This is a genomic window from Geodermatophilus chilensis (assembly GCF_002802985.1).
In the GTDB taxonomy this organism is placed as follows: Bacteria; Actinomycetota; Actinomycetes; order Mycobacteriales; family Geodermatophilaceae; genus Geodermatophilus; species Geodermatophilus chilensis.
The window spans coordinates 1-19,405 of record NZ_NVPT01000040.1 but is presented as its reverse complement, the minus strand read 5'-3'; the positions used below and the strand labels follow the sequence as shown (position 1 = coordinate 19,405).

The following is a 19,405-nucleotide window of genomic DNA, read 5'->3' as shown; positions in this document are numbered from 1 at the left end:
CCGTGAGCCGCCCCGTCCTCGTCGTCGACAACTTCGACAGCTTCGTCTACAACCTGGTCCAGTACCTGGGCCAGCTGGGCGTCGAGTGCGTCGTCCGGCGCAACGACGCCGTCACCGTCGACGAGCTGCCCGACCTCGACGTCGCCGGGGTGCTGCTCTCCCCGGGCCCGGGGACGCCGGTCGACGCCGGGGTGACCGTGCCGATGGTGCGGGCCGCCGCGGAGGCCGGGACGCCGGTGCTGGGCGTGTGCCTGGGCCACCAGGCGATCGGTGCGGCGTTCGGTGCGGAGGTCGTGCGCGCGCCCGAGCTGCTGCACGGCAAGACCAGCCAGGTGGTGCACGAGGGCGCCGGCGTGCTGGCCGGGCTGCCCTCGCCGTTCACCGCCACCCGCTACCACTCGCTGGCCGTCGACCGCGACACGGTGCCCGCCGAGCTCGAGATCACCGGGACGACGCCGTCGGGCATCGTGATGGCGCTGCGGCACCGCGAGCTGCCCATCGAGGGCGTGCAGTTCCACCCCGAGTCGGTGCTCACCGAGGGCGGCCACCGGATGCTCGCCACCTGGCTGGAGGCCTGCGGCCTGGCGCCGGACCCCGCCGTCGTCGAGGCGGCCGGCGCCGCCGCCCAGCGGCTCACCACGGTGGCCACGACGGCCTGAGAAGGACCCCCCGTCCTCCCCACCCCTCGCAGGCTCAGGGGCGGGCCCCGGGACAGGGTCGACCTCATGACAGCAGGGCCCCTCCCCGTGCGGGGAGGGGCCCTGCTGTCGTCCTGCGGCTAGTTCCCGGTGGGCGGGCGGGCAGCGCCGCCGTTGTCGCCGCCACCGCCCGTGCCGGCCGTCGGCGTCCCGGGCGGCTGGGTCCCGACGACGATGGTCACCGTCGAGCCCGCGGGAGCCTGACCGGTCGGGCTCTGCTGCAGCACCACGCCGACGTCCGCCTCGTCAGCGGCCTGCTGGTTGGTGACGCTGACCGAGAAGCCGGCCGCCTGCAGCTGCTGCTGGGCCGCCGCCTGCGGCTGGCCGACCACGTTGGGGACGGTGACCGTCTCCGGCTCGGACGGTCCGCTGGAGACCTGCAGGGTGATCGGGTCGTCGGCGGAGGCCTGCTCGCCGCCGGAGGGGTCGGTCGCGATGACCGTGCCCTCGGGCTGCTGGGACTCGACCTGCTCGGGGGTGACGTTGGTGAAGCCCGCGCCTCGCAGCGCCTGGGTGGCCGCCGCCTGCTGCTGGCCGGTCACGTCGGGTACCTCGGCGTCGCCGTCGGACACCTGCAGCGTCACGGTGGTGCTCGGGTCGACCGACTGTCCCTCGCCGGGGCTGACGTCGACGACCTGGTCGGCCGGCGACAGCGAGTCGACCTCCTCGGTCTGCACGCTCTCGAAGCCCGCGTTCTCCAGGGTGGTCTCGGCCCGGTCGACGTCCAGACCGATCACGGCCGGGACCTCGATGGTGTCCGGTCCGACGCCGACGGTCAGGTTGACCGCGGTGCCCTCGTCGACCTGCGCGCCGCCGGCGGGGTCGGTGTTCAGGACGACGCCCTCCTGGGACTCGTCCCGGGTGACCTGCGTCGTCACCTGGCCGACGGTCAGCCCGGCGGCCTCGAGGTTCTGGGTGGCCGTCGCCTGGTCCTGGTCGACCACGTTCGGGACGCTCACGCGCGCGGCGGTCGGGTCGGCCGGCGGCGCGTCGTCGTCGGAGTTGACCAGCAGCGCCACGGCGATCACGCCGCCGAGGATCAGCACGCCGGCGATGACGGCGGCGATGATGCGGTTGCGCCGGCGCTTGCGGGCGTCCTCGTCGTCCTCGTCGTCCCAGTCGCCGCCGTACCCGCCGGGCGGGGCGCCGATGATGGCGGTCTTCTCGGCGTCGCCCATCACCGGCGTGGCCTCGACCCGCTGACCGGCCAGCGCCCGCAGCAGGTCGTTGCGCATCTCCGCGGCCGACTGGTAGCGGTTCGCCGGGTTCTTGCTCAGCGCCTTGAGCAGGATGGCGTCGAGCTCCGGCGGGATCGCCGGGTTGACCGACGACGGCAGCTTCGGGTCCTCGCGCACGTGCTGGTAGGCGACCGAGACCGGCGAGTCGCCGGTGAACGGCGGCGCGCCGGTGACCAGCTCGTAGAGCAGGCAGCCGGTCGAGTACACGTCCGAGCGCGCGTCGACGCTCTCGCCGCGGGCCTGCTCGGGGGAGAGGTACTGGGCGGTCCCTATCACGGCGGCGGTGGAGGTCATGGTCGCCGCGGAGTCCGACACCGCGCGGGCGATGCCGAAGTCCATGACCTTGACCGTGCCCTCGGGCGTGATCATCACGTTCCCGGGCTTCACGTCGCGGTGCACGATGCCGTTGCGGTGGCTGAAGTCGAGGGCGGCGCAGATGTCGGCCGCCAGGGTCATCGCCCGCTCCGGGGGGAGCACGCCCGCCCGGCGCAGCACGTCGCGCAGGGTCTCGCCCTCGACGTACTCCATGACGATGTAGGGGGTCGCGCCGCTGGACGACCGGTCCTCGCCGGTGTCGTAGACGGCGACGATCGCCGGGTGGTTCAGGGAGGCCGCGGCCTGGGCCTCCCGGCGGAAGCGGACCTGGAAGGAGGGGTCGCGGGCGAGGTCGCTGCGCAGCACCTTGACCGCCACCTCGCGCCCGAGTCGCAGGTCGCGGCCGCGGTGCACCTCTGCCATGCCGCCGCGGCCGAGCACCCCGCCGATCTCGTAGCGCTCGCCGAGCACTGGAGGCGTGGTCATCGGAGGTCCTCTCGGGCGGTGCGGTCCTGCGGCCGGGTGGCCCCTGGCGGAGCGCAGCGGACGGGTGGGCCGCCGGGCAGCCTAACCGCTGCGACCGGCCGGGCCCGGGCGGCGCGAGGGGCGGGACTCACGCCGTCGGGTCCTCTTCCCGAGCCACCTGCTGCTGGCCCTGGGCGTTGCCGTTCGGATTCTCAGCCGTGTCACTGGGGACCGTCGGCGTCGGCGCTGGCGTGTTGCCGGGGAGCGGGGTCTGCGTTGACTCCGCCGTGTTCGTCGCCGTGGCGGTGCTCGACCGCTGCGGGTTGCCGGTCTGCCCGGTGTCCTCGTCGCTGTCCCCGCCGTCGCTGCCGCCGTCCTCGTCACCGTCGGGATCGCCGGCCGTCGTCGGGGCCGGCGCAGCCGTCGTCCGGGGCGGGGCCTGGGTGGTCGGGGCCGCAGGCGCCTCGTCCCGGGTGCCGGAGTCCCCGTCGCCGGTGTCGGGGGAGTAGTCGTCGGCGGCGTAGTACAGGGTCACGGTGTCGCCGAGCGGGACGGCGGTGTTCGCCGGGTCGGTGGTGACGACGTCGCCCTCGTCCAGCGCCTGGCCCAGCGCGGCGAGCTGCGCGGCGCTGGCCGCCTCCGTCGCGACCTGCAGGCCCTCCTCGGTGAGAAGCTGCTCCACGTCGTCGACGGGCTCGCCGACGTAGTCGCCGGTCGCGACGAAGAACGTCCCCGGCGCCTCGCTGGTGATGCTCGTCGGCGCGGTGGTGGGGGCGGCGTCGGTGCCCGTCGGGGCGTCGTCCCCACTGCCGAGCAGGGCCCACAGCCCGCCGCCGAGCAGCGCGAGCAGCAGCAGGCCGGCGACCAGCCACACCCAGCGGTTGCGGCGGCGGTCGTCGTCCGCAGGCGGCGGGGTGTACCGGCCGTCCTCGTCGTCGTCCTCCGTGCGGCGCAGGGGCGGCATGGCACCCACCGAGGTCCGGGCTCCGGTGGCGGCGGCCCCGCCGGCGGAGGCGGCGCCCAGCACCTGGGTGCGCGAGTCGGCGAGGTCGTCGACGACCTCGGTGTGCGCGGTGGGGGCGGCACGCACGGGGTAGGGCGGGGTCGTCGCCGGACCGGCGGCCGCGTGGACGGGGGAGAGACCGTTGCCGGAGGCGACCGACCGGATCGCGGCGGCGAACGCGGCGCCGTCGGGGAAGCGGTCGGCCGGGTCCTTGGCCAGGGCGCGCTCGATGAGCAGCCGCACCGCCGGCGGCACGTTGGCCGGCAGCGGCGGCGGCGGGCGGTTGATGTGCGCCAGCGCGACCGCGACCTGCGAGGTCCCGTCGAAGGGTCGGCCGCCGGTCAGGCACTCGTAGCCGACGACGCCGAGGGAGTAGACGTCGGAGGCGGCGGTGACCTCGAAGCCCTGCGCCTGCTCGGGGGAGAGGTACTGGGCGGTGCCGACGACCATGCCGGTGCGGGTCAGCGGTGTGGCATCGCGGGCGCGGGCGATGCCGAAGTCGGTCAGCTTCACCACGCCGTCGGGGCGCACGATCAGGTTGCCCGGCTTGATGTCGCGGTGGACGACGCCGGCGTGGTGGGCCGCCGAGAGCCCGTCGGCCGACTGGCCGAGGACGTGCAGCGTCCAGTCGACCGGGAGCTTGCCCTCCTCGTGGAGGATCGTGACCAGCGGCTTGCCCTCGACCAGCTCCATGACGAGGAAGGCCAGTTGGGTGCCGCGCTCGTCCTCGGTCTCGCCGTAGTCGTAGACCGAGGCGATGTTGGGGTGGGACAGCGCCGCGGTGTGCCGCGCCTCGTTGCGGAAGCGGGCCACGAAGCTCGGGTCGCCGGTGAACTCGCTGCGCAGCACCTTGGCGGCGACCTCGCGGTCGAGGACGCGGTCGCGGGCGCGCCACACCTCGCCCATGCCGCCCGTGGCGATGGGTGCGGTGATCTCGTAGCGTCCGGCGAGGATCGTCCCGGTCGACAGTGTCATCAGCCGCCCTGCCCGTCGAGGTAGGCCTGCATCACGTCACGGGCGATGGGAGCGGAGACGTCGCCGCCCGTGCCGCCGCCGTTGGCCACGAAGACCGCCACGGCGATCTGCGGGTCGTCGGCCGGGGCGAACCCGATGAACCAGTTGTGGTCGGGGCCGGCGTTCTCCGCCGTCCCGGTCTTGCCGGCGACGGTGACGCCGGGGATCCGCGCGCGCCGGCCGCTGCCGTTCTCCACGACGCTGGTCATCATCTCGGTGAGCTGGTCGGCGGCGTCGGCCGAGACCGGCTCACTGAGCTCCTCCGGGTCGGTCTGGTCGATGACCGACAGGTCCGGCGCGCGCACCTGGTCCACCAGGTAAGGGCTCATCAGCGTCCCGTCGTTGGCCACCGCGGAGGCGATCATCGCCGCCTGCAGCGGGGTGAGCTGCACGTCCTGCTGGCCGATCGAGCTGACCCCGAGCTGGGCGTCGTTCTCGATCTCGCCGATGGTGCTGCCCTCGGCGGTCAGCGGGATCTCGAAGCCCTCACCGTCGATGCCGAACGCCTCGGCCATCTCCCGCACGCGGTCCTCGCCGAGGTCGATGCCCAGCTGGGCGAAGGCGGTGTTGCAGGAGACGGTCAGCGCGTCGAGCAGGCTCTGTCGGCCGCTGGGGTCGCACGCCGAGCCGCCGAAGTTCTCCAGCGGGGTGGAGGTGCCCGGCAGCACCAGCTCCTGCGGCGCCGGGACGACGGTGTCGGACGTGTACTGGCCGCTGGCGAGCGCCGCGGCCGACACGACCACCTTGAAGATCGAGCCCGGCGAGTAGCGCGCGTCGATCGCCCGGTTCAGCCGCGGGTCGATCTCCAGGGATTCCAGCTGTGCGGCGTACTCCCGGATCTCAGCCGGTTGGTGGCTGGAGAGCTGGTTCGGGTCGTACGTCGGGGTGCTGGCCATGCCGAGCACCGCCCCGGTCGAGGGGTCGAGGGCGACGACCGCCCCGGTGACGCCCTCGAGCCCGGCCATCGCCGTCTCCTGCACCGCGGGGTCCAGGGTCAGGACGACGTCGCCGCCGGAGGGGTCCCGCCCGGTGAACAGATCGGCCAGGCGCCGGGTGAACAGCCGGGCGTCGTCCCCGGAGAGCACGTCGTCGGCCGCGCGCTCCATCTGGGCGTTGCCGTAGACCAGCGAGTAGTAGCCGGTGACCGGGGCGTACACCGGGCCGCTGGGGTACTGCCGCAGGTAGGTGAGCTGGTCGTCGGTCGGGACCGAGTTCGCGATCTCGGTGCCGCCGACCACGATCGAGCCCCGCTCGCTGTCGTACTCCTCGACCAGCACGCGGGTGTTGCGGCCGTCGGACCGCAGCTCGTCGGAGCGGACCACCTGGATGACGTTGACGTTGACGATCAGCAGCGTGAACAGCACGAGCACGCTGATCGCGACACGGCGCAGCGGGGCGTTCACGTCTGCACCACCTCCGTCGGGGCGTCACCCAGCGCGGGCTTGGGCGGCCCGGAGGGGGCGGCCGGGCGGCGGGCGGCGTCGCTGATCCGCACCAGGACGGCGACCAGCACGAAGTTGGCCACCAGCGACGAGCCGCCGTAGGCGAGGAACGGCGTGGTCAGGCCGGTCAGCGGCAGCAGCCCGGTCACCCCGCCGAGGACGACGAACACCTGCCAGGCGATCGCGAAGGACAGGCCCGCGGCGAGCAGCTTGCCGAACGCGTCACGGCAGATCAGCGAGGTGCGCAGCCCGCGCTCGACCAGCACCAGGTAGACGATGATCACCGCGACCAGGCCGAACAGGCCCAGCTCCTCGCCGACCGCGGCGGCGATGAAGTCGCTCTTGGCCACCGGCACCTGGTCGGGGCGGCCACCGCCCAGCCCGGCCCCGAACAGCCCGCCGGTGCCCAGGCCGAACAGCGCCTGCGCCACCTGGAAGCCGGAGCCGTCGTAGTAGGCGAAGGGGTCCAGCCAGGAGTCGACGCGCTGCTGCACGTGGCCGAACAGCTGGTAGGCGACCAGCGCGCCGCCGGCGAACAGGCCCAGGCCGATGAGCAGCCAGCTGGCCCGCTCGGTGGCCACGTAGAGCATGACCACGAAGATCCCGAACAGCAGCAGCGAGCTGCCCAGGTCCCGCTCGAAGACCAGCACGAGGATCGACAGCATCCAGGCGACCAGCACCGGGCCGAGGTCGCGGCCGCGGGGCAGCTCCAGGCCCATGACGCGCCGGCTGGCCAGCGCCAGGACGTCGCGCTTGTCGACGAGGTAGGCGGCGAAGAAGACGGTCAGGCAGATCTTGGCGAACTCGCCCGGCTGGATGCTGAAGCCGGCCACCCGGATCCAGATCTTGGCGCCGTTGACCTCCGAGAGGGACGACGGCAGCACCGCCGGGATGGCCAGCAGCACCAGGCCGACGAGGGCCAGCGTGTAGGCGAACCGGGACAGCAGCCGGTGGTCGCGCAGCACCAGCAGCACGCCGACGAACAGCACCAGGCCGAGCGTGGCCCACACCAGCTGGACGGGGGCGTCCTCCCGGCTGGCCGTGCTGCCGGCCTGCTGGGCGGCCAGGTCCAGCCGGTGGATGAACGACAGCCCGAGGCCCACCAGCAGGGCGACCGCGGGCAGCAGCAGCGGGTCGGCGTAGGGCGCCCACCTGCGGACGACGAGGTGGGCGACGGTCCACAGCGCGGTGATCCACAGCCCGAAGGTGGCCAGCTCGGTGGTCAGCGAGCCGGTGACGGTGAGGTCGACGATCGCCTGCGCGACCAGCGTGATGAGGACGGCGAAGCCGAGCAGCGCCAGCTCGGTGTTGCGGCGCCTGGGCGGGGTCGCCGTCCCCGGCGCCGCGGCGCGGGGGTCGGTCGTGGGGCCGGATGTCACTGGGCCTCCCGGCAGTCCACTCCGGGCTCGTACGTCCTGGTCGGCTGTGTCGACGTCGGCGCGGAGGTCGTCGGCTCGGGCGGGATCGGGGCGGCGCCGGTCGGTGCCGCATCGGCGTCCGGAGCCGGCGTGGGGGAGGGCGACGGGGTTGCGGTCGGGGCGACCGTCGACGGCTCGACGTCCTCCTCGGTCGGGCACGGCTCCAGGCGCTGGTCGCGCAGCATCGAGACGATGCGCTGGGCGTGGGGGGCGTCGTCGGCGGCGATGCCGCGCTGCACCTTGCTGGCGCCGGCCGGCGTGAGGTCGGCGACGGGGAGGTCGGTGACGTCGGCGACCTGGTGGAGGTCCATGCCCAGCAGCGAGGTGTCCAGGCCGCGGAAGACGGTCACCCGCGCGCCGTCCGCGGTGTCCTGCACCCCGACGAACCAGTTGGACAGCACCCACAGGTAGGCGCCCACGGCGGCGGCAGCCAGCAGGACGATCGCGACGAGCGCGCCGAGCAGCCGGCGCCGCCCGCGGCGGGGCGACGGGGCGACCGCCATCGGTGCCGTCGACGCGGGGGGCTCCGGCCGGGGGTCGGCCAGCGCGGCCCGCCCGGCGGCCGAGCGCGGGTCGACCGCGCGCTGCCCCACGTTGTCGCCCGCGGCGCCGTCGACCACCGGCTCGACCGGGTAGGTGCCGTCCCCGCCGTCCTCCACGACGTCGGCCACGATCACGGTGATGTTGTCCGGCCCGCCGCTGCGCAGCGCCAGCTCGACCAGCCGGTCGGCGGTGGACTGCGGGTCGGGGTCCTGCAGGGCCTCGGCGAGCGTCTCCTCGCTGACCACGCCGGACAGCCCGTCGGAGCAGAGCAGGTAGCGGTCGCCGGCGCGGGCCTCGCGCATCGACAGGTCGGGGTCGACGTCCTGCCCGTTGAGCGCGCGCAGCAGCAGCGAGCGCTGCGGGTGGTGGTTGGCCTCCTCGGGCGTGATCCGCCCGTCGTCGATCAGCGTCTGGACGAACGTGTCGTCGTGGGTGATCTGCTGCAGGACGCCGTCGCGCAGCAGGTAGGCGCGCGAGTCGCCGACGTGGCACAGCGCCAGCCGGCCGCCGGCGAACAGGACGGCGGTGAGCGTGGTGCCCATGCCCTCCAGCTGCGGGGACTCGCGGATCACCTCGCGCAGGTGCTCGCTGCCGTCGAACACCGCCTCGCGCAGCGCCTGCAGCATGTCGCCGCTGGGCGCGTCGTCGTCCAGGTGCTCGAGGGCGGCGATGACGACCTTGCTGGCGACGTCGCCGGCCGCGTGGCCGCCCATGCCGTCGGCGACGGCCAGCAGCCGGGGCCCGGCGTAGACCGAGTCCTGGTTGTTGCCGCGGACCAGGCCGCGGTCGGACCGGGCCGCGTAGCGCAGCGCGAGGCTCATCGGGGCAGGCTCCCCGGGACGCGGCGGGTCACGAGCGCAGCTCCAGCGCGGTCTGCCCGATGCGGATCGGCTGACCCGGCGCGACGAGCAGCGGACCCTGGACGCGCTGCTGGTCGAGGTAGGTGCCGTTGGTGGAGCCGAGGTCCTCGACGTACCACTGGCCGCCGCGGTTCGTCAGCCGCGCGTGCCGGGAGCTGGCGAAGTCGTCGGTGAGCACCAGGGTCGAGTCGTCGGCGCGGCCGATGAGGATCGGCTGGTCGCCCAGGGTGATCTTCGTCCCGGTGAGCGGGCCGGCGGTGACCACGAGGGTCTTGGCGGCGCCGCGGGTCTTCTTCCTCCCGGGCGCGGCGGCGCGCGGCGGCACCGAGGCCACCCGCCCGGCGCGGCCGCCGAACAGGTCGGCCCGGACCACCCGGAACGCGGCGAAGATGAACAGCCACAGCAGCAGCAGGAAGCCGAACCGGAAGATCTGCAGCACGATCTCGGCCGTCATGGCGCGACCCGCCTCACGCGCCGTCCTGCCGGTAGACGAGCACCGAGTGGCCGATGCGGATGACGTCGCCGTCGGCGAGCGGCTGACGGGTGATCCGCCGGCCGTTGACGAGGGTGCCGTTGGTGGAGCCGAGGTCCTCGACGATCGCCGTCCCGTTGTCGAGGACGACGTCGACGTGCTTGCGGCTCACGCCGGTGTCGGGCAGCCGGATGTCGGCGTCGGTGCCGCGGCCGATGACGTTGCGCCCGGTGGTCAGCTCGTGCCGGGTGCCCGGGCCGTCGACCAGCAGCACGTGGGTGACCCCGGGCCTGCTGCCGGCGCGGCCGACCACCGTCGAGGGTGACTGCCGGCCGGTGTCGGTGGCCATGCGGCCCTGCAGCGGGGGCAGCGGGGGGACGGCGCCGCTGCGGGGGCCGACCGGCTCGTCGAGGCGCGGGCCGGGCTTGGCCGACGGGTCGGCGACGTGCGAGCTGACCTCGAAGACGCCGGTGGGCAACTGGTCGTCGCGCTCCAGGCGCACCTGGACGGCGTCGAAGACCTGGTAGCCCTCGCCCTCGATGTGCTCGGTGACCATGTCGGCGAGCTGGGCGGCCAGCTGCTCGGACCACTCGGCGAGGTGGTCGTAGTCGGTGGGGCCCAGCCGGACGTCGTAGATGTTGGGCGCGAGGACCCGGCCCTCACCCATCACCGCGCGCTGCTCGTCGGCCTCGCGGGTCAGGGCCTTGGCGATCTCGGCCGGGTGGACCTTGCCCTTGAAGATCCGGGCGAAGGCCAGCCCGACCATGCCCTCCAGCCGCCGCTCGAAGCGCTGCAGCACACCCACAGTCGCTCCCTTGCGCTCGCGCGGTCGTCCGGTCTGCCACCGATGATCGTAGCCGTCAACGGAGCGGCCAGCCGGGGACCGACTCACGTTCCGGGGTGGGCGGCGGACCCGCGGGGAGGACCACCGACCCCCTCCCCGGGTTCCGTGCGGGGGGCTGCTACTGTCCTTCATCGCCGGGGCAAGTGGCGGAATGGCAGACGCGCACGGTTCAGGTCCGTGTGTCCGAAAGGACGTGGGGGTTCAACTCCCCCCTTGCCCACAGGTGTGACGAGAGCCCCGGGGAGATCTCCCCGGGGCTCTCGCGTTGACGGCCCCCGGCGGGGGGCAGGGGGTCCTTCCTCAGGCGGTGCCGCCGCGTTCCTGCACGAACGCCGCGGAGTCGTAGTAGGTGCGGACGCCGGTGAGTCGCTCCTCGTCGCCCTCGATGAGGGTCACGCCGCGGTACCGGAAGGGCTTGCCGCTGCGCAGGGTGCCGGTCGAGGTCCACTCCAGGGCGGCGCTGTCCTCGCCGACCACGCGGTGCGTGAAGGTGGTCTCCAGGTCGCCGAAGACGTTGCGGTAGTCCTCCCAGAAGGTCCTCGCGCCGTCCTTGCCCCGGGTCTGGTGGTGCTCGTCCAGCTTGAACAGCTCGGCGTCGTCCCCGGTGAGGTCCAGCATGGGCTGGACGTCGCGGTCGCTGTCGATCCGGTGCAGGGCGTCGGTGAAGCGCTCGGTCATCGTGTGCATCGGTCCCCCGGTGCTCGGCGTGGGCGGTCCGCGTTGCTGTACCCGCTCCAGGGACCGTCACCCGCACCCTCAGGTCAGCCGGCGCCGCTCGGCGCCGGAGCCGCGGCGACCGAGGGTCTGGGCGGCCAGCACCGCGCCCCACGGGCCGATGACCCAGATCGGCCAGGGGTACTGCAGGTCGCTGGAGGCGATCGAGCCGGCGATCCAGACGGTGAGCACGATGACGGCGGTCACGGCCCAGTTCCGCCAGGCCGCCTGCCGCGAGGGCCCGCCGCTCCAGCCGCACGCCGGCGTCCTGTGGACGGCGCCGTGCGCGGCCGGTGCGGGCGCCGGGGGCTGCGCAGCCGGTCGCGGCAGGTCGGCGGTGAGCGCCTCGAGCTCGCCGTAGGTCCGGGCGGCGTAGGCACGGGCCAGGCGCTCGTCGTACTCGGCGACGGTGAGCCGCCCGGCGCTCATCTGCTCACCGAGCTGGGTGGCGACGGCGGCACGGTCGGCGTCGGCGGCGCGCAGGTGCGGCTCGGGCATCGGGGTGGCCTCCTCGGGTCGGGGCACCAGTCTTCTGCCGGGGCGGGCCCCGGCGGTACTGACGGACGTCACGGGTTCCACGTGGAACGCGTCAGTACGGTCGGGCGGTGCTCGACGTGCGGCTGGAGGCCGTGGGCTGGGAGGACGCCGACGTGCAGCGGCTCGCGGCCGACCAGCAGGCCGAGCCGCAGGCGCGCCACGACGGCGGGCAGGAGCCGGGGACGCCGCCCCCGGCCGCGGACGTCGCCGTCGTCCTGCTCGCCCGCGCCCCCGGAGGGGAGGCGCTCGGGTGCGGCGCGTTGCGCCCGTCGGGGGACGGCGTCGCCGAGGTGAAGCGCCCGTACGTCGTGCCGGCGGCGCGCGGGCGGGGCCTGTCCAGGATGGTGCTCGCCGGGCTGGAGACGGCCGCGCGGGACCGCGGCTGGACCACGCTCCGGCTGGAGACCGGACCGCGGCAGCCGGAGGCCGTCGCGCTGTACGAGGGGGCGGGCTACCGGCCGATCCCGGCGTTCGGCGCCCACGCCGGCGACGCTCTGTTCGACGAACGGGTGCTCGACCCGGCCTGACCTCCTCCGGGGAGATCGCCGATCTCGCCGGTGGGCGGAGCCCGTGATGTGGTGGGGTGGAGTCCATGAGCGCTGCCTGGCCCGCCACCGAGCCCACCGAGGTCGAGATCGCCTCCGGCGACGCGCGGCTGACGGTCGACCTGCGCGGCGGCGCCATGCGCACGCTGACCGTCGGCGACCGCGAGCTGCTCGACGGCTACGCCGCCGGCACGGTGCCCGGCGGCAGCCGCGGCCGGGTGCTGCTGCCCTGGCCCAACCGGATCCGCGAGGGCCGGTGGAGCTGGGGCGGCCACGACCTGCAGCTGGAGCTGGCCGGCCCGGACAAGCCGGTCGCCATGCACGGGCTGGTCGGCTGGCAGTCGTGGGCGGTGCTCGAGCAGTCCGCCGAGGCGGTCACCGTCGGCACCGTCGTCGAGCCCCGCTCCGGCTACCCGTTCCGGCTGGCCGCGGCGATCGACCACACCCTCGAGCCCGGGCGGCTCACCGTGACGATGCGGGTCCGCAACGCGGGCACCGAGCCGGCTCCCTTCGGCGCCGGCTTCCACCCGTACCTCGCCGTCGGCGCGCAGGAGGACGGCGGCATCGCGGACGCCGAGCTGGAACTGCCCGCCCGCACCGAGCTGGTGGTCGACGACGGCGGGCTGCCGACGGGGGAGCGGCGTCCCTTCGACGGGGCGATCGGTCGGATCGGCGACCGCGCCCTCGACACCCCGGTCACCGACCTCGACCGCGACGCCGACGGCTGGGCCCGGGTGCGGCTGCGCAGCGCGGAGCTCGGCACCGTGGAGCTCGCCGCCGACGGCTCCTGGCCGTGGCTGCAGGTCTTCACCGGTGACACGCTCCGGCCCGGGCAGCGCCGGCGCAGCGTCGCCGTCGAGCCGATGACCTGTCCGCCGAACGCGCTGGCCGACCACGTCGACCTCGTCGTCCTCGACCCGGGCGCCGAGTGGTCGGGCACCTGGACCCTCGCCTGGCAGGCCTGACGTGCAGGTCGCCGAGCTGTGGCGGTACCCGGTCAAGTCCCTCCAGGGCGAGCGACTGACCGGCGCCGAGGTCGGCCTGGAGGGGCTGGCCGGCGACCGGCAGTGGGCGCTGTTCGACGTCGGCACCGGCTTCGGGCTGACCGCCCGGCGGGTCCCGGACCTGCTCTTCCTCTCCGGCCGGCTGCGCGCGGACGGCTCCGTCGAGGTGGTGTTGCCGGACGGGTCCGTCACGTCGGAGGACGCCGCGCTGTCGGACTGGCTGGGCCGGCCGGTGGCGCTGCGGGCCGCGCCGGACGCGCCCGGCGAGCGCCGGTACGAGAACCCCGCCCAGGTCGACGAGGCCGGCGAGTACGACTGGGACGCCTTCCCCGGCGCCCGCGGCGCGTTCCACGACAGCTCCCGCACCCGCGTCTCGCTGGTCTCCACCGGCACGCTGGGCACCTGGGACCGGCGGCGCTTCCGCGCCAACGTCGTCCTCGACGGGGCGGGGGAGGACGCGCTGGTCGGGCAGCGCGTGTGGCTGGGCGGCGCCGAGCTGGACGTCGTCAAGCAGGTGGACCGCTGCGTGATGGTCACCCGCCCCCAGCCCGGCGGGATCGGCCGCGACACCGGCGTCCTCAAGACCATCCACCGCGAGCGGGACGGCCGCCTGGCCATCGGTGCCCTGGTCACCCGGGCGGGCGCGGTCGCGGTCGGCGACGAGCTGGCCGGGTGGTGAGCGGCGTGCGCACCGTGCACCTCCGGCCCGGCGAGGAGTCCATCCGGCTGGGCCAGCTGCTCAAGCTGGTGGACGCCGTCCCGACCGGTGCCCAGGTGAAGGACGTGCTGCTCACCGGCACCGTGCGGGTCAACGGCGAACCCGAGGAGCGCCGCGGCCGGCAGGTCCGTCGGGGGGACGTGGTGAGCGTCGAGGGCATGGAGGACGTGCGCATCGGCTGACCCCGGCCATTTCCGCGGAAATCGCCGGGGCGCGCGGTTCCACGTGGAACTGCGAGGCTGACCCCATGACCCGCGCGCCCTACCTGTCGTCCCGGCTGCAGGGCTTCGGGACGACGGTCTTCGCCGAGATGAGTGCCCTCGCCGTCGCCACGGGCTCGATCAACCTCGGCCAGGGCTTCCCCGACTACCCGGGCCCGCCGGAGGTGCTCGACGTCGCCCGCGCCGCGATCGGCACCGCGCACGACCAGTACCCACCGGGCCCCGGCATCCCCGAGCTGCGGTCAGCCGTCGCCGAGCACGTGCACCGCTTCGGCGGCCACGCCCACGACCCGGACACCGAGGTCCTGGTCACCGCGGGCGCGACCGAGGCGCTGACCGCCGCGCTGCTGGCGCTGCTCGAGCCCGGTGACGAGGTCGTGCTGTTCGAGCCGATGTACGACAGCTACGCGGCGGGCATCGCGATGGCCGGCGGGGTCGCGCGGCCGGTGCCGCTGCGGCCTCCGCCGTCCGGCACCGGGCCGTGGACCTTCGACGCCGCCGAGCTGCGTGCGGCGGTCACCCCGCGGGCGCGGCTGCTGCTGCTCAACACCCCGCACAACCCGACCGGGAAGGTCTTCACCCGCGCGGAGCTGGGCACGCTGGCCGCGCTGGCCATGGAGCACGAGCTGCTGGTGCTGGCCGACGAGGTCTACGAGCACCTGGTGTTCTCCGGTGCCCGGCACGCCTCCCTGGCCACCCTGCCGGGCATGCGCGAGCGGACCCTCGTGGTCGGCAGCGCCGGCAAGACCTTCAACGTCACCGGCTGGAAGGTCGGCTGGATCTGCGGACCGGCGCCGCTGGTGTCGGCCGTCCGCACGGCCAAGCAGTTCCTCACCTACGTCAACGGCGGGCCGTTCCAGCCGGCGGTCGCGGCCGGGCTGCGGCTGCCCGACGAGTACTTCGCCGGCATCGCGCGCGACCTGGAGTACCGCCGCGACGTGCTGGTCGAGGGGCTGACCGCCGCGGGCCTGCCGGTGGTGTGCCCGGAGGCGACCTACTTCGCCACGGTCGACGTCCGACCGGTGCAGCCCGACGGGGACGGCCTGGCGTTCTGCCGGTCGCTGCCCGAGCGCGCGGGGGTGGTCGCCGTCCCGACGGTGGTCTTCTACTCGTCGGAGCACGCGCACCTGGGGCGCCACCTGGTGCGGTTCGCGTTCTGCAAGAGCGACGCCGTGCTGGCCGAGGCGGTCGAGCGGCTGGGCAGGATGGCCTGAGCGGCGATTTCCGCGGAAATCGCCGGAGGAGGAGGAACTGATGCGGTTCGCGGTGGTGCAGCACGACATCGTCTGGGAGGACCGGGCGGCCAACTTCGCGCGCCTGGCGCCGCTGGTGGCCCGGGCGGCCGGCGCCGGGGCGGAGTTCGTCCTGCTCAGCGAGACGTTCTCGACCGGCTTCTCGATGACGCCGGGCATCGGGGAGCCCGAGGGCGGTCCGTCGGCGCAGTTCCTCCAGGCGCAGGCCGCCGAGCACGGCGTCTGGGTGGCCGGCAGCTGCCCGGAGGTGGCGCCGGACACGGGCGGTGCGGGCGGGGGAACCGCAGCGCTGCCCTACAACTCCTTCGTCCTGGCCGGCCCCGACGGCACGGTGCACCGCTACCGCAAGCTGCACCCGTTCACCCACGGCGGCGAGCACGAGCGTTTCCGGGCGGGCGAGAAGCCGCTGACCGTGGACGTCGGCGGCCTGCGCGTCACCCCGTTCGTCTGCTACGACCTGCGCTTCGCCGACGTCTTCTGGTCCGCCGCGCTCGACACCGACGTCTACCTGGTGACGGCGAACTGGCCGGCTGCCCGCCGGCTGCACTGGCAGACGCTGCTGCAGGCCCGGGCGATCGAGAACCAGGCCTACGTCGTCGGCTGCAACCGCGTCGGCACCGCGGGCGACGGCACCGAGCACACCGGCGACAGCCGCATCGTCAGCCCGATGGGGGAGCTGCTGGCGACCGCCGCAGGCGTGGAGACGGTGCTGGTGGCCGACGTCGAGCTGGCCGAGGTGACCGCGACGCGCGAGCGGCTGCAGTTCCTCGCCGACCGGCGCTGACGGCAGAGCCTCGCCGACCGGCGGTCCTAACCCAGGCGGTCCTGGACCGGGCGGTCCTGGACCGGGCGGTCCTGGGCCGGGCGGTCGTGGTCGACGTCGACCCGCTCGCGGCGCACCTGGTCGCGGACCTGCACCTGCTCCTGCACCCACTCGGTGCGCAGCCGCACCCGCTCCACCGGCACGACCTCGGTGCCGACCACCGGCCGCTCGGTGTGCAGGACGATCGTCTCCGGCAGGCCGCCCGTGCCGACCGCGTCGAGGGTGCCGGCCGCCGCGGGGGCGCCGTCGTCCAGGGGGATCTCCTCGATCCGGATCTCCTCGCGGCGGATCGGGACGGTGATCTGCACCTCCTCGGTGACCACGTACTTGACCACCCGCACCCGCTTGGCGGCGTACCGCTCGGTGGCCACCCGCAGCTGCTCCTCGCTGCGGGTCATCGCGCCGTCGGTCGGCGGCGGGGTCGGGACGGCGGCGACCGGCACGGTCTGGTCGGGAGCGGCCGCCCGGGCGGTGCTCACGGTGTCCTGCCGCGTGCCGGCCAGGGCCTGGTCGGGCGGCAGCTGGGAGAGGTCACGAGTGGTCGTGTCGTCACCGGCCGGGGCCGTCGTCGTCCCGGGCACGGTCGTCCCGGTCGTCGTGGTCCCGGTCGTCGTCCCGGCGTCCAGGCCGTAGTGCTGGCGCAGCAGCGCCTCGGCCTCGGGGTCGAGGTGCTGGTCGGAGACCGACGGGGCGGTGCGGACCGCCTCCTTGGTCACCGGCAGCCGCACGGTGCCGTCGGTGAAGGTGGCCTCGGTCGCGGGGACGACGGAGTGCCGGGTGCCGAACAGCCCGGTGGAGACCGCCGCCCAGGTGGGGGCGCCCGTGCGGTCGTCGGTGAAGAAGTGCTCGACCGTGCCGATCTTCTCGCCGTCCGGGCCGTAGGCCGCGCTGCCGATCGCCGCGGACAGTTCTCGCTCGCTCAACACCGGGTCGGCTCCCCTCGCCTCGCAGATCCCCCACGGGACCCTCCGGTGCAGCGTGCCCACCCGGGACACCGCCCGAACATGGGTCGCTGCGCGGCGTCCGCCACGTGCTGACCTGCGCGTCCTTCCCTACGGTGGCACCCGTGACCACCGTGCACGTCGAGGTCGAGCGCAAGTTCGAGGTCGACGAGACCTTCGCCCTCCCGGATCTGACCGGCGCCGGGGCGGTCGCCGCGGTCGGCGACCCGGAGGAGCAGGCGCTCGAGGCGACCTACTACGACACCCCGGACCTGCGGCTGCTGCGCTCCCGCGTGACCCTGCGGCGGCGCACCGGCGGTGCGGACGCCGGCTGGCACGTGAAGCTGCCCGGGGTGGACGGCGCCCGGCGTGAGCTGCACCAGCCGCTGGGCCGGGCGGCCCGCACCGCCCCGCGCGCCGTCGTCGCCCCGCTGCTCGGCCTGCTGGGCACCGCCGCGGCGGAGCCGGTCGCCACGCTCTCCACCCGCCGGATGGTGCACCGGCTGCTGGACGAGGAGGGGAGGGTGCTGGCCGAGGTGGCCGACGACGTCGTCGTCGGCACGGCGCTCGCGACCGGACCCGGCGAGCCGGCCACCGTCACCACCTGGCGGGAGATCGAGGTCGAGCTGGTCGACGGCGACGAGAGGCTGCTGCAGGCGGTGACCGAGCGGCTCGTCGCGGCCGGCGCCCGGCCCGCCGCCGTCCCCTCGAAGGTCGGCCGGGTGCTCGACGGGCGGCTGCCGGCGCCCGCGGCCCCCGCCCCGGAGCCGGCCGAGGCGGACGGGAAGGCGAGGAAGGGCAAGAAGGCGAAGAAGGGCAGGGCCCCGGTCCGCACGGCCGGCGAGGTCGTCCTCGGCGCGGTGGCCGGGCAGCTGCAGGCGCTGCGGGCCGCCGACCTGGCGGTGCGAACCGAGCAGCCCGAGGGCGTGCACGACCTGCGGGTGGCCTGCCGCCGGCTGCGCAGCATCTTCGCCGCGTTCCGCCCGGTGCTGGACCGTGAGCACACCGACCCGCTGCGCGCCGAGCTGCAGTGGGTGGGCGCGCAGCTCTCCGGCGCCCGGGACACCGAGGTGGCGCTGGCGCACCTGCGGAACCTGGTCGCCGCCCAGCCGGTGGAGCTCGTGCTCGGCCCGGTCGCGGCCCGGCTGCAGCAGACCGCGATCAAGGACCACGAGACCGGTGCCCGCCAGGTCACCCGCACCCTCACCGACCGGCGCTACCTGCGGCTGCTCGACGCCCTCGACGCGCTGCTGGCCGAGCCGCCGGTCACCGAGCTGGCCGCCGCACCCGCTCCCGTGCAGTTGGCCGACGCCGTCCGGCGCACCGGGAAGCGGCTGCGCCGCACCGTCGAGGCCGCCCTCGAGGTCGAGGGGGCCGAGCGGCACGAGCGCCTGCACGACGTCCGCAAGGCCGCCAAGCGGGTGCGCTACACCGCGGAGGTGGCCGAGGCGGAGTTCGGCGAGCCGGCCACCGCGCTGATCGCCTGCACCAAGCAGGTGCAGGACCTGCTCGGGGCCGCGCAGGACACCGTCGTCACCCGGGATGTCGCCGTGCGGGTCGGGCGGGCGGCCTTCGCCGCGGGCGAGAACGCCTGGACCTACGGCCGGCTGCACGCCCTCGAGGAGGCCCGGGCCACGGCGGCCGAGGCGGAGTTCTGGACACTGGAGCCGGGTCTGCGGCGGAACGTCAAGGCCGTGGCCTCGCTGGGCTGAAGAAGGACCCCCCTGCTCCCCGCCACTCGCGAGCTCGCGGCGGGACCCTGCAGGGGGGCCGGAACGGGCCGCCCGGCACGCGGCGTCCCCACGAGCACGAGGAACCCGACCTGTCCGTCATCGGCCTGCTGGGGTTCGCCACCGTCGTCCTGCTGGCCGTGCTGCTGCTGCACGGCTACCTGTGGTGGCGGCTGGTCCGCAGCACCACCCGGCCGGGCCGGACCCGGCGGCTGCTGACCCTCGCCATGGTGCTCCTCGCCGCGCTGCCGGTGGGCGCGGTCCTGCTGCGGCGCGAGAACTCCACCCTCAGCACCGTCGTCCAGTGGATCGGCTTCAGCTGGCTGGGCGTCGCCTTCTACCTGTTCCTGACGCTCCTCGCCCTCGAGCCCGTCCGGCTCCTCCTGCGCAGACGGACCCGGAGCGTCCCCGACGACGACCTGGAGCCGGACGAGCCGTACGGCCTCGAGGCTGTATCTTATCCCCATCTCCGAGACCACGAGACCGTCCTCGACCTCGTATGCCGTCTTCAGCTTGAAAATAAAAAACATACAGTTACACCAATATACACGCCACTCAGTACACACAGCCGAGCAACTACAACCGACACGCACACAACCATAGTTCA

At 74.6% G+C, this 19,405-nt stretch carries 18 protein-coding genes, 1 tRNA gene and 1 pseudogene; 10 read left to right on the top strand and 10 right to left on the bottom strand.

The features are described 5' to 3' along the window. The first annotated feature begins 2 nt into the window (after positions 1 to 2). Positions 3 to 659, top strand: coding sequence for an aminodeoxychorismate/anthranilate synthase component II (locus CNO22_RS08975; protein ID WP_100499037.1), 657 nt, complete (start codon positions 3 to 5; stop codon positions 657 to 659). Positions 660 to 778: 119 nt separating this feature from the next. Here the strand turns inward: CNO22_RS08975 and pknB are convergent, their stop codons facing one another. From pknB to CNO22_RS08940, 7 genes are all read right to left on the bottom strand, one after another. After that, complete coding sequence (gene pknB, locus CNO22_RS08970; protein ID WP_100499036.1) at positions 779 to 2,737, bottom strand: Stk1 family PASTA domain-containing Ser/Thr kinase; 1,959 nt, start codon at positions 2,735 to 2,737, stop codon at positions 779 to 781. Between the two features lie 127 nt (positions 2,738 to 2,864). Next, positions 2,865 to 4,694 carry a serine/threonine-protein kinase gene (locus CNO22_RS08965; RefSeq protein WP_100499035.1) on the bottom strand — a complete coding sequence of 610 codons (1,830 nt, stop codon included), beginning with the start codon at positions 4,692 to 4,694 and terminating at the stop codon, positions 2,865 to 2,867. Continuing rightward, positions 4,694 to 6,136, bottom strand: a complete 1,443-nt coding sequence (locus CNO22_RS08960; protein ID WP_100499034.1) for a peptidoglycan D,D-transpeptidase FtsI family protein — start codon at positions 6,134 to 6,136, stop codon at positions 4,694 to 4,696. The genes CNO22_RS08965 and CNO22_RS08960 overlap by 1 nt, the downstream gene beginning before the upstream one ends. Then, positions 6,133 to 7,554, bottom strand: coding sequence for an FtsW/RodA/SpoVE family cell cycle protein (locus CNO22_RS08955; protein WP_198588198.1), 1,422 nt, complete (start codon positions 7,552 to 7,554; stop codon positions 6,133 to 6,135). Before CNO22_RS08955 ends, CNO22_RS08960 begins: the two co-directional genes overlap by 4 nt. Next, positions 7,551 to 8,957 carry a PP2C family protein-serine/threonine phosphatase gene (locus tag CNO22_RS08950; RefSeq protein ID WP_100499033.1) on the bottom strand — a complete coding sequence of 469 codons (1,407 nt, stop codon included), beginning with the start codon at positions 8,955 to 8,957 and terminating at the stop codon, positions 7,551 to 7,553. The genes CNO22_RS08955 and CNO22_RS08950 overlap by 4 nt, the downstream gene beginning before the upstream one ends. A 28-nt stretch (positions 8,958 to 8,985) precedes the next feature. Further along, complete coding sequence (locus CNO22_RS08945; RefSeq protein ID WP_100499032.1) at positions 8,986 to 9,450, bottom strand: FHA domain-containing protein FhaB/FipA; 465 nt, start codon at positions 9,448 to 9,450, stop codon at positions 8,986 to 8,988. A 13-nt stretch (positions 9,451 to 9,463) separates the two neighbouring features. Then, positions 9,464 to 10,273, bottom strand: a complete 810-nt coding sequence (locus CNO22_RS08940; RefSeq protein ID WP_100499031.1) for an FhaA domain-containing protein — start codon at positions 10,271 to 10,273, stop codon at positions 9,464 to 9,466. A gap of 176 nt (positions 10,274 to 10,449) precedes the next feature. Here CNO22_RS08940 and CNO22_RS08935 point away from each other — a divergent pair. Beyond that, positions 10,450 to 10,532, top strand: a tRNA-Leu gene (locus CNO22_RS08935). An 80-nt stretch (positions 10,533 to 10,612) separates the two neighbouring features. On the opposite strand, the gene CNO22_RS08930 is transcribed toward CNO22_RS08935, so the two are convergent. Both CNO22_RS08930 and CNO22_RS08925 read right to left on the bottom strand, forming a co-directional pair. Then, on the bottom strand, positions 10,613 to 10,999 hold the full coding sequence (locus CNO22_RS08930) for a nuclear transport factor 2 family protein (protein ID WP_100499030.1): 387 nt from the start codon (positions 10,997 to 10,999) through the stop codon (positions 10,613 to 10,615). A gap of 69 nt (positions 11,000 to 11,068) precedes the next feature. Then, a complete protein-coding gene (locus CNO22_RS08925) occupies positions 11,069 to 11,524 on the bottom strand; it encodes a DUF1707 SHOCT-like domain-containing protein (protein ID WP_100499029.1) in 456 nt (151 codons plus the stop codon). A 107-nt stretch (positions 11,525 to 11,631) separates the two neighbouring features. Here CNO22_RS08925 and CNO22_RS08920 point away from each other — a divergent pair, with 107 nt between their 5' ends. The 6 genes from CNO22_RS08920 (at position 11,632) to CNO22_RS08895 (ending at position 16,088) form a co-directional block, all read left to right on the top strand. Further along, the gene (locus CNO22_RS08920) at positions 11,632 to 12,090 is read left to right on the top strand and encodes a GNAT family N-acetyltransferase (RefSeq protein ID WP_232806905.1); all 459 of its coding nucleotides are present in this window, start codon (positions 11,632 to 11,634) and stop codon (positions 12,088 to 12,090) included. 65 nt (positions 12,091 to 12,155) lie between these two features. Next, complete coding sequence (locus CNO22_RS08915) at positions 12,156 to 13,073, top strand: aldose 1-epimerase family protein (RefSeq protein ID WP_100499028.1); 918 nt, start codon at positions 12,156 to 12,158, stop codon at positions 13,071 to 13,073. A 1-nt stretch (position 13,074) separates the two neighbouring features. Continuing rightward, entirely contained in the window at positions 13,075 to 13,791 is a 717-nt protein-coding gene (locus tag CNO22_RS08910) for an MOSC domain-containing protein (RefSeq protein WP_100499027.1), read from the top strand. 5 nt (positions 13,792 to 13,796) lie between these two features. Continuing rightward, entirely contained in the window at positions 13,797 to 14,012 is a 216-nt protein-coding gene (locus CNO22_RS08905; protein WP_100499051.1) for an RNA-binding S4 domain-containing protein, read from the top strand. 65 nt (positions 14,013 to 14,077) lie between these two features. Next, a complete protein-coding gene (locus CNO22_RS08900) occupies positions 14,078 to 15,265 on the top strand; it encodes a pyridoxal phosphate-dependent aminotransferase (RefSeq protein ID WP_100499026.1) in 1,188 nt (395 codons plus the stop codon). A gap of 40 nt (positions 15,266 to 15,305) precedes the next feature. Further along, positions 15,306 to 16,088 carry a nitrilase-related carbon-nitrogen hydrolase gene (locus CNO22_RS08895; protein WP_100499025.1) on the top strand — a complete coding sequence of 261 codons (783 nt, stop codon included), beginning with the start codon at positions 15,306 to 15,308 and terminating at the stop codon, positions 16,086 to 16,088. Between the two features lie 26 nt (positions 16,089 to 16,114). On the opposite strand, the gene CNO22_RS08890 is transcribed toward CNO22_RS08895, so the two are convergent. Continuing rightward, the gene (locus CNO22_RS08890; protein ID WP_100499024.1) at positions 16,115 to 17,053 is read right to left on the bottom strand and encodes a PRC and DUF2382 domain-containing protein; all 939 of its coding nucleotides are present in this window, start codon (positions 17,051 to 17,053) and stop codon (positions 16,115 to 16,117) included. A gap of 140 nt (positions 17,054 to 17,193) precedes the next feature. On the opposite strand from CNO22_RS08890, the gene CNO22_RS08885 reads away from it, so the two are divergent. Further along, on the top strand, positions 17,194 to 18,780 hold the full coding sequence (locus CNO22_RS08885; RefSeq protein ID WP_100499023.1) for a CYTH and CHAD domain-containing protein: 1,587 nt from the start codon (positions 17,194 to 17,196) through the stop codon (positions 18,778 to 18,780). A 158-nt stretch (positions 18,781 to 18,938) separates the two neighbouring features. Next, a pseudogene (locus CNO22_RS28220) lies at positions 18,939 to 19,405 on the top strand (hypothetical protein); the annotation flags it as partial.

Bases quoted from the DNA above. Each gene is read 5' to 3' on its own strand.
- pknB (WP_100499036.1), bottom strand. From the start codon at position 2,737: ATGACCACGCCTCCAGTGCTCGGCGAGCGCTACGAGATCGGCGGGGTG.
- CNO22_RS08965 (WP_100499035.1), bottom strand. From the start codon at position 4,694: ATGACACTGTCGACCGGGACGATCCTCGCCGGACGCTACGAGATCACC.
- CNO22_RS08950 (WP_100499033.1), bottom strand. From the start codon at position 8,957: ATGAGCCTCGCGCTGCGCTACGCGGCCCGGTCCGACCGCGGCCTGGTC.
- CNO22_RS08945 (WP_100499032.1), bottom strand. From the start codon at position 9,450: ATGACGGCCGAGATCGTGCTGCAGATCTTCCGGTTCGGCTTCCTGCTG.
- CNO22_RS08930 (WP_100499030.1), bottom strand. From the start codon at position 10,999: ATGCACACGATGACCGAGCGCTTCACCGACGCCCTGCACCGGATCGAC.
- CNO22_RS08925 (WP_100499029.1), bottom strand. From the start codon at position 11,524: ATGCCCGAGCCGCACCTGCGCGCCGCCGACGCCGACCGTGCCGCCGTC.
- CNO22_RS08915 (WP_100499028.1), top strand. From the start codon at position 12,156: ATGAGCGCTGCCTGGCCCGCCACCGAGCCCACCGAGGTCGAGATCGCC.
- CNO22_RS08900 (WP_100499026.1), top strand. From the start codon at position 14,078: ATGACCCGCGCGCCCTACCTGTCGTCCCGGCTGCAGGGCTTCGGGACG.
- CNO22_RS08895 (WP_100499025.1), top strand. From the start codon at position 15,306: ATGCGGTTCGCGGTGGTGCAGCACGACATCGTCTGGGAGGACCGGGCG.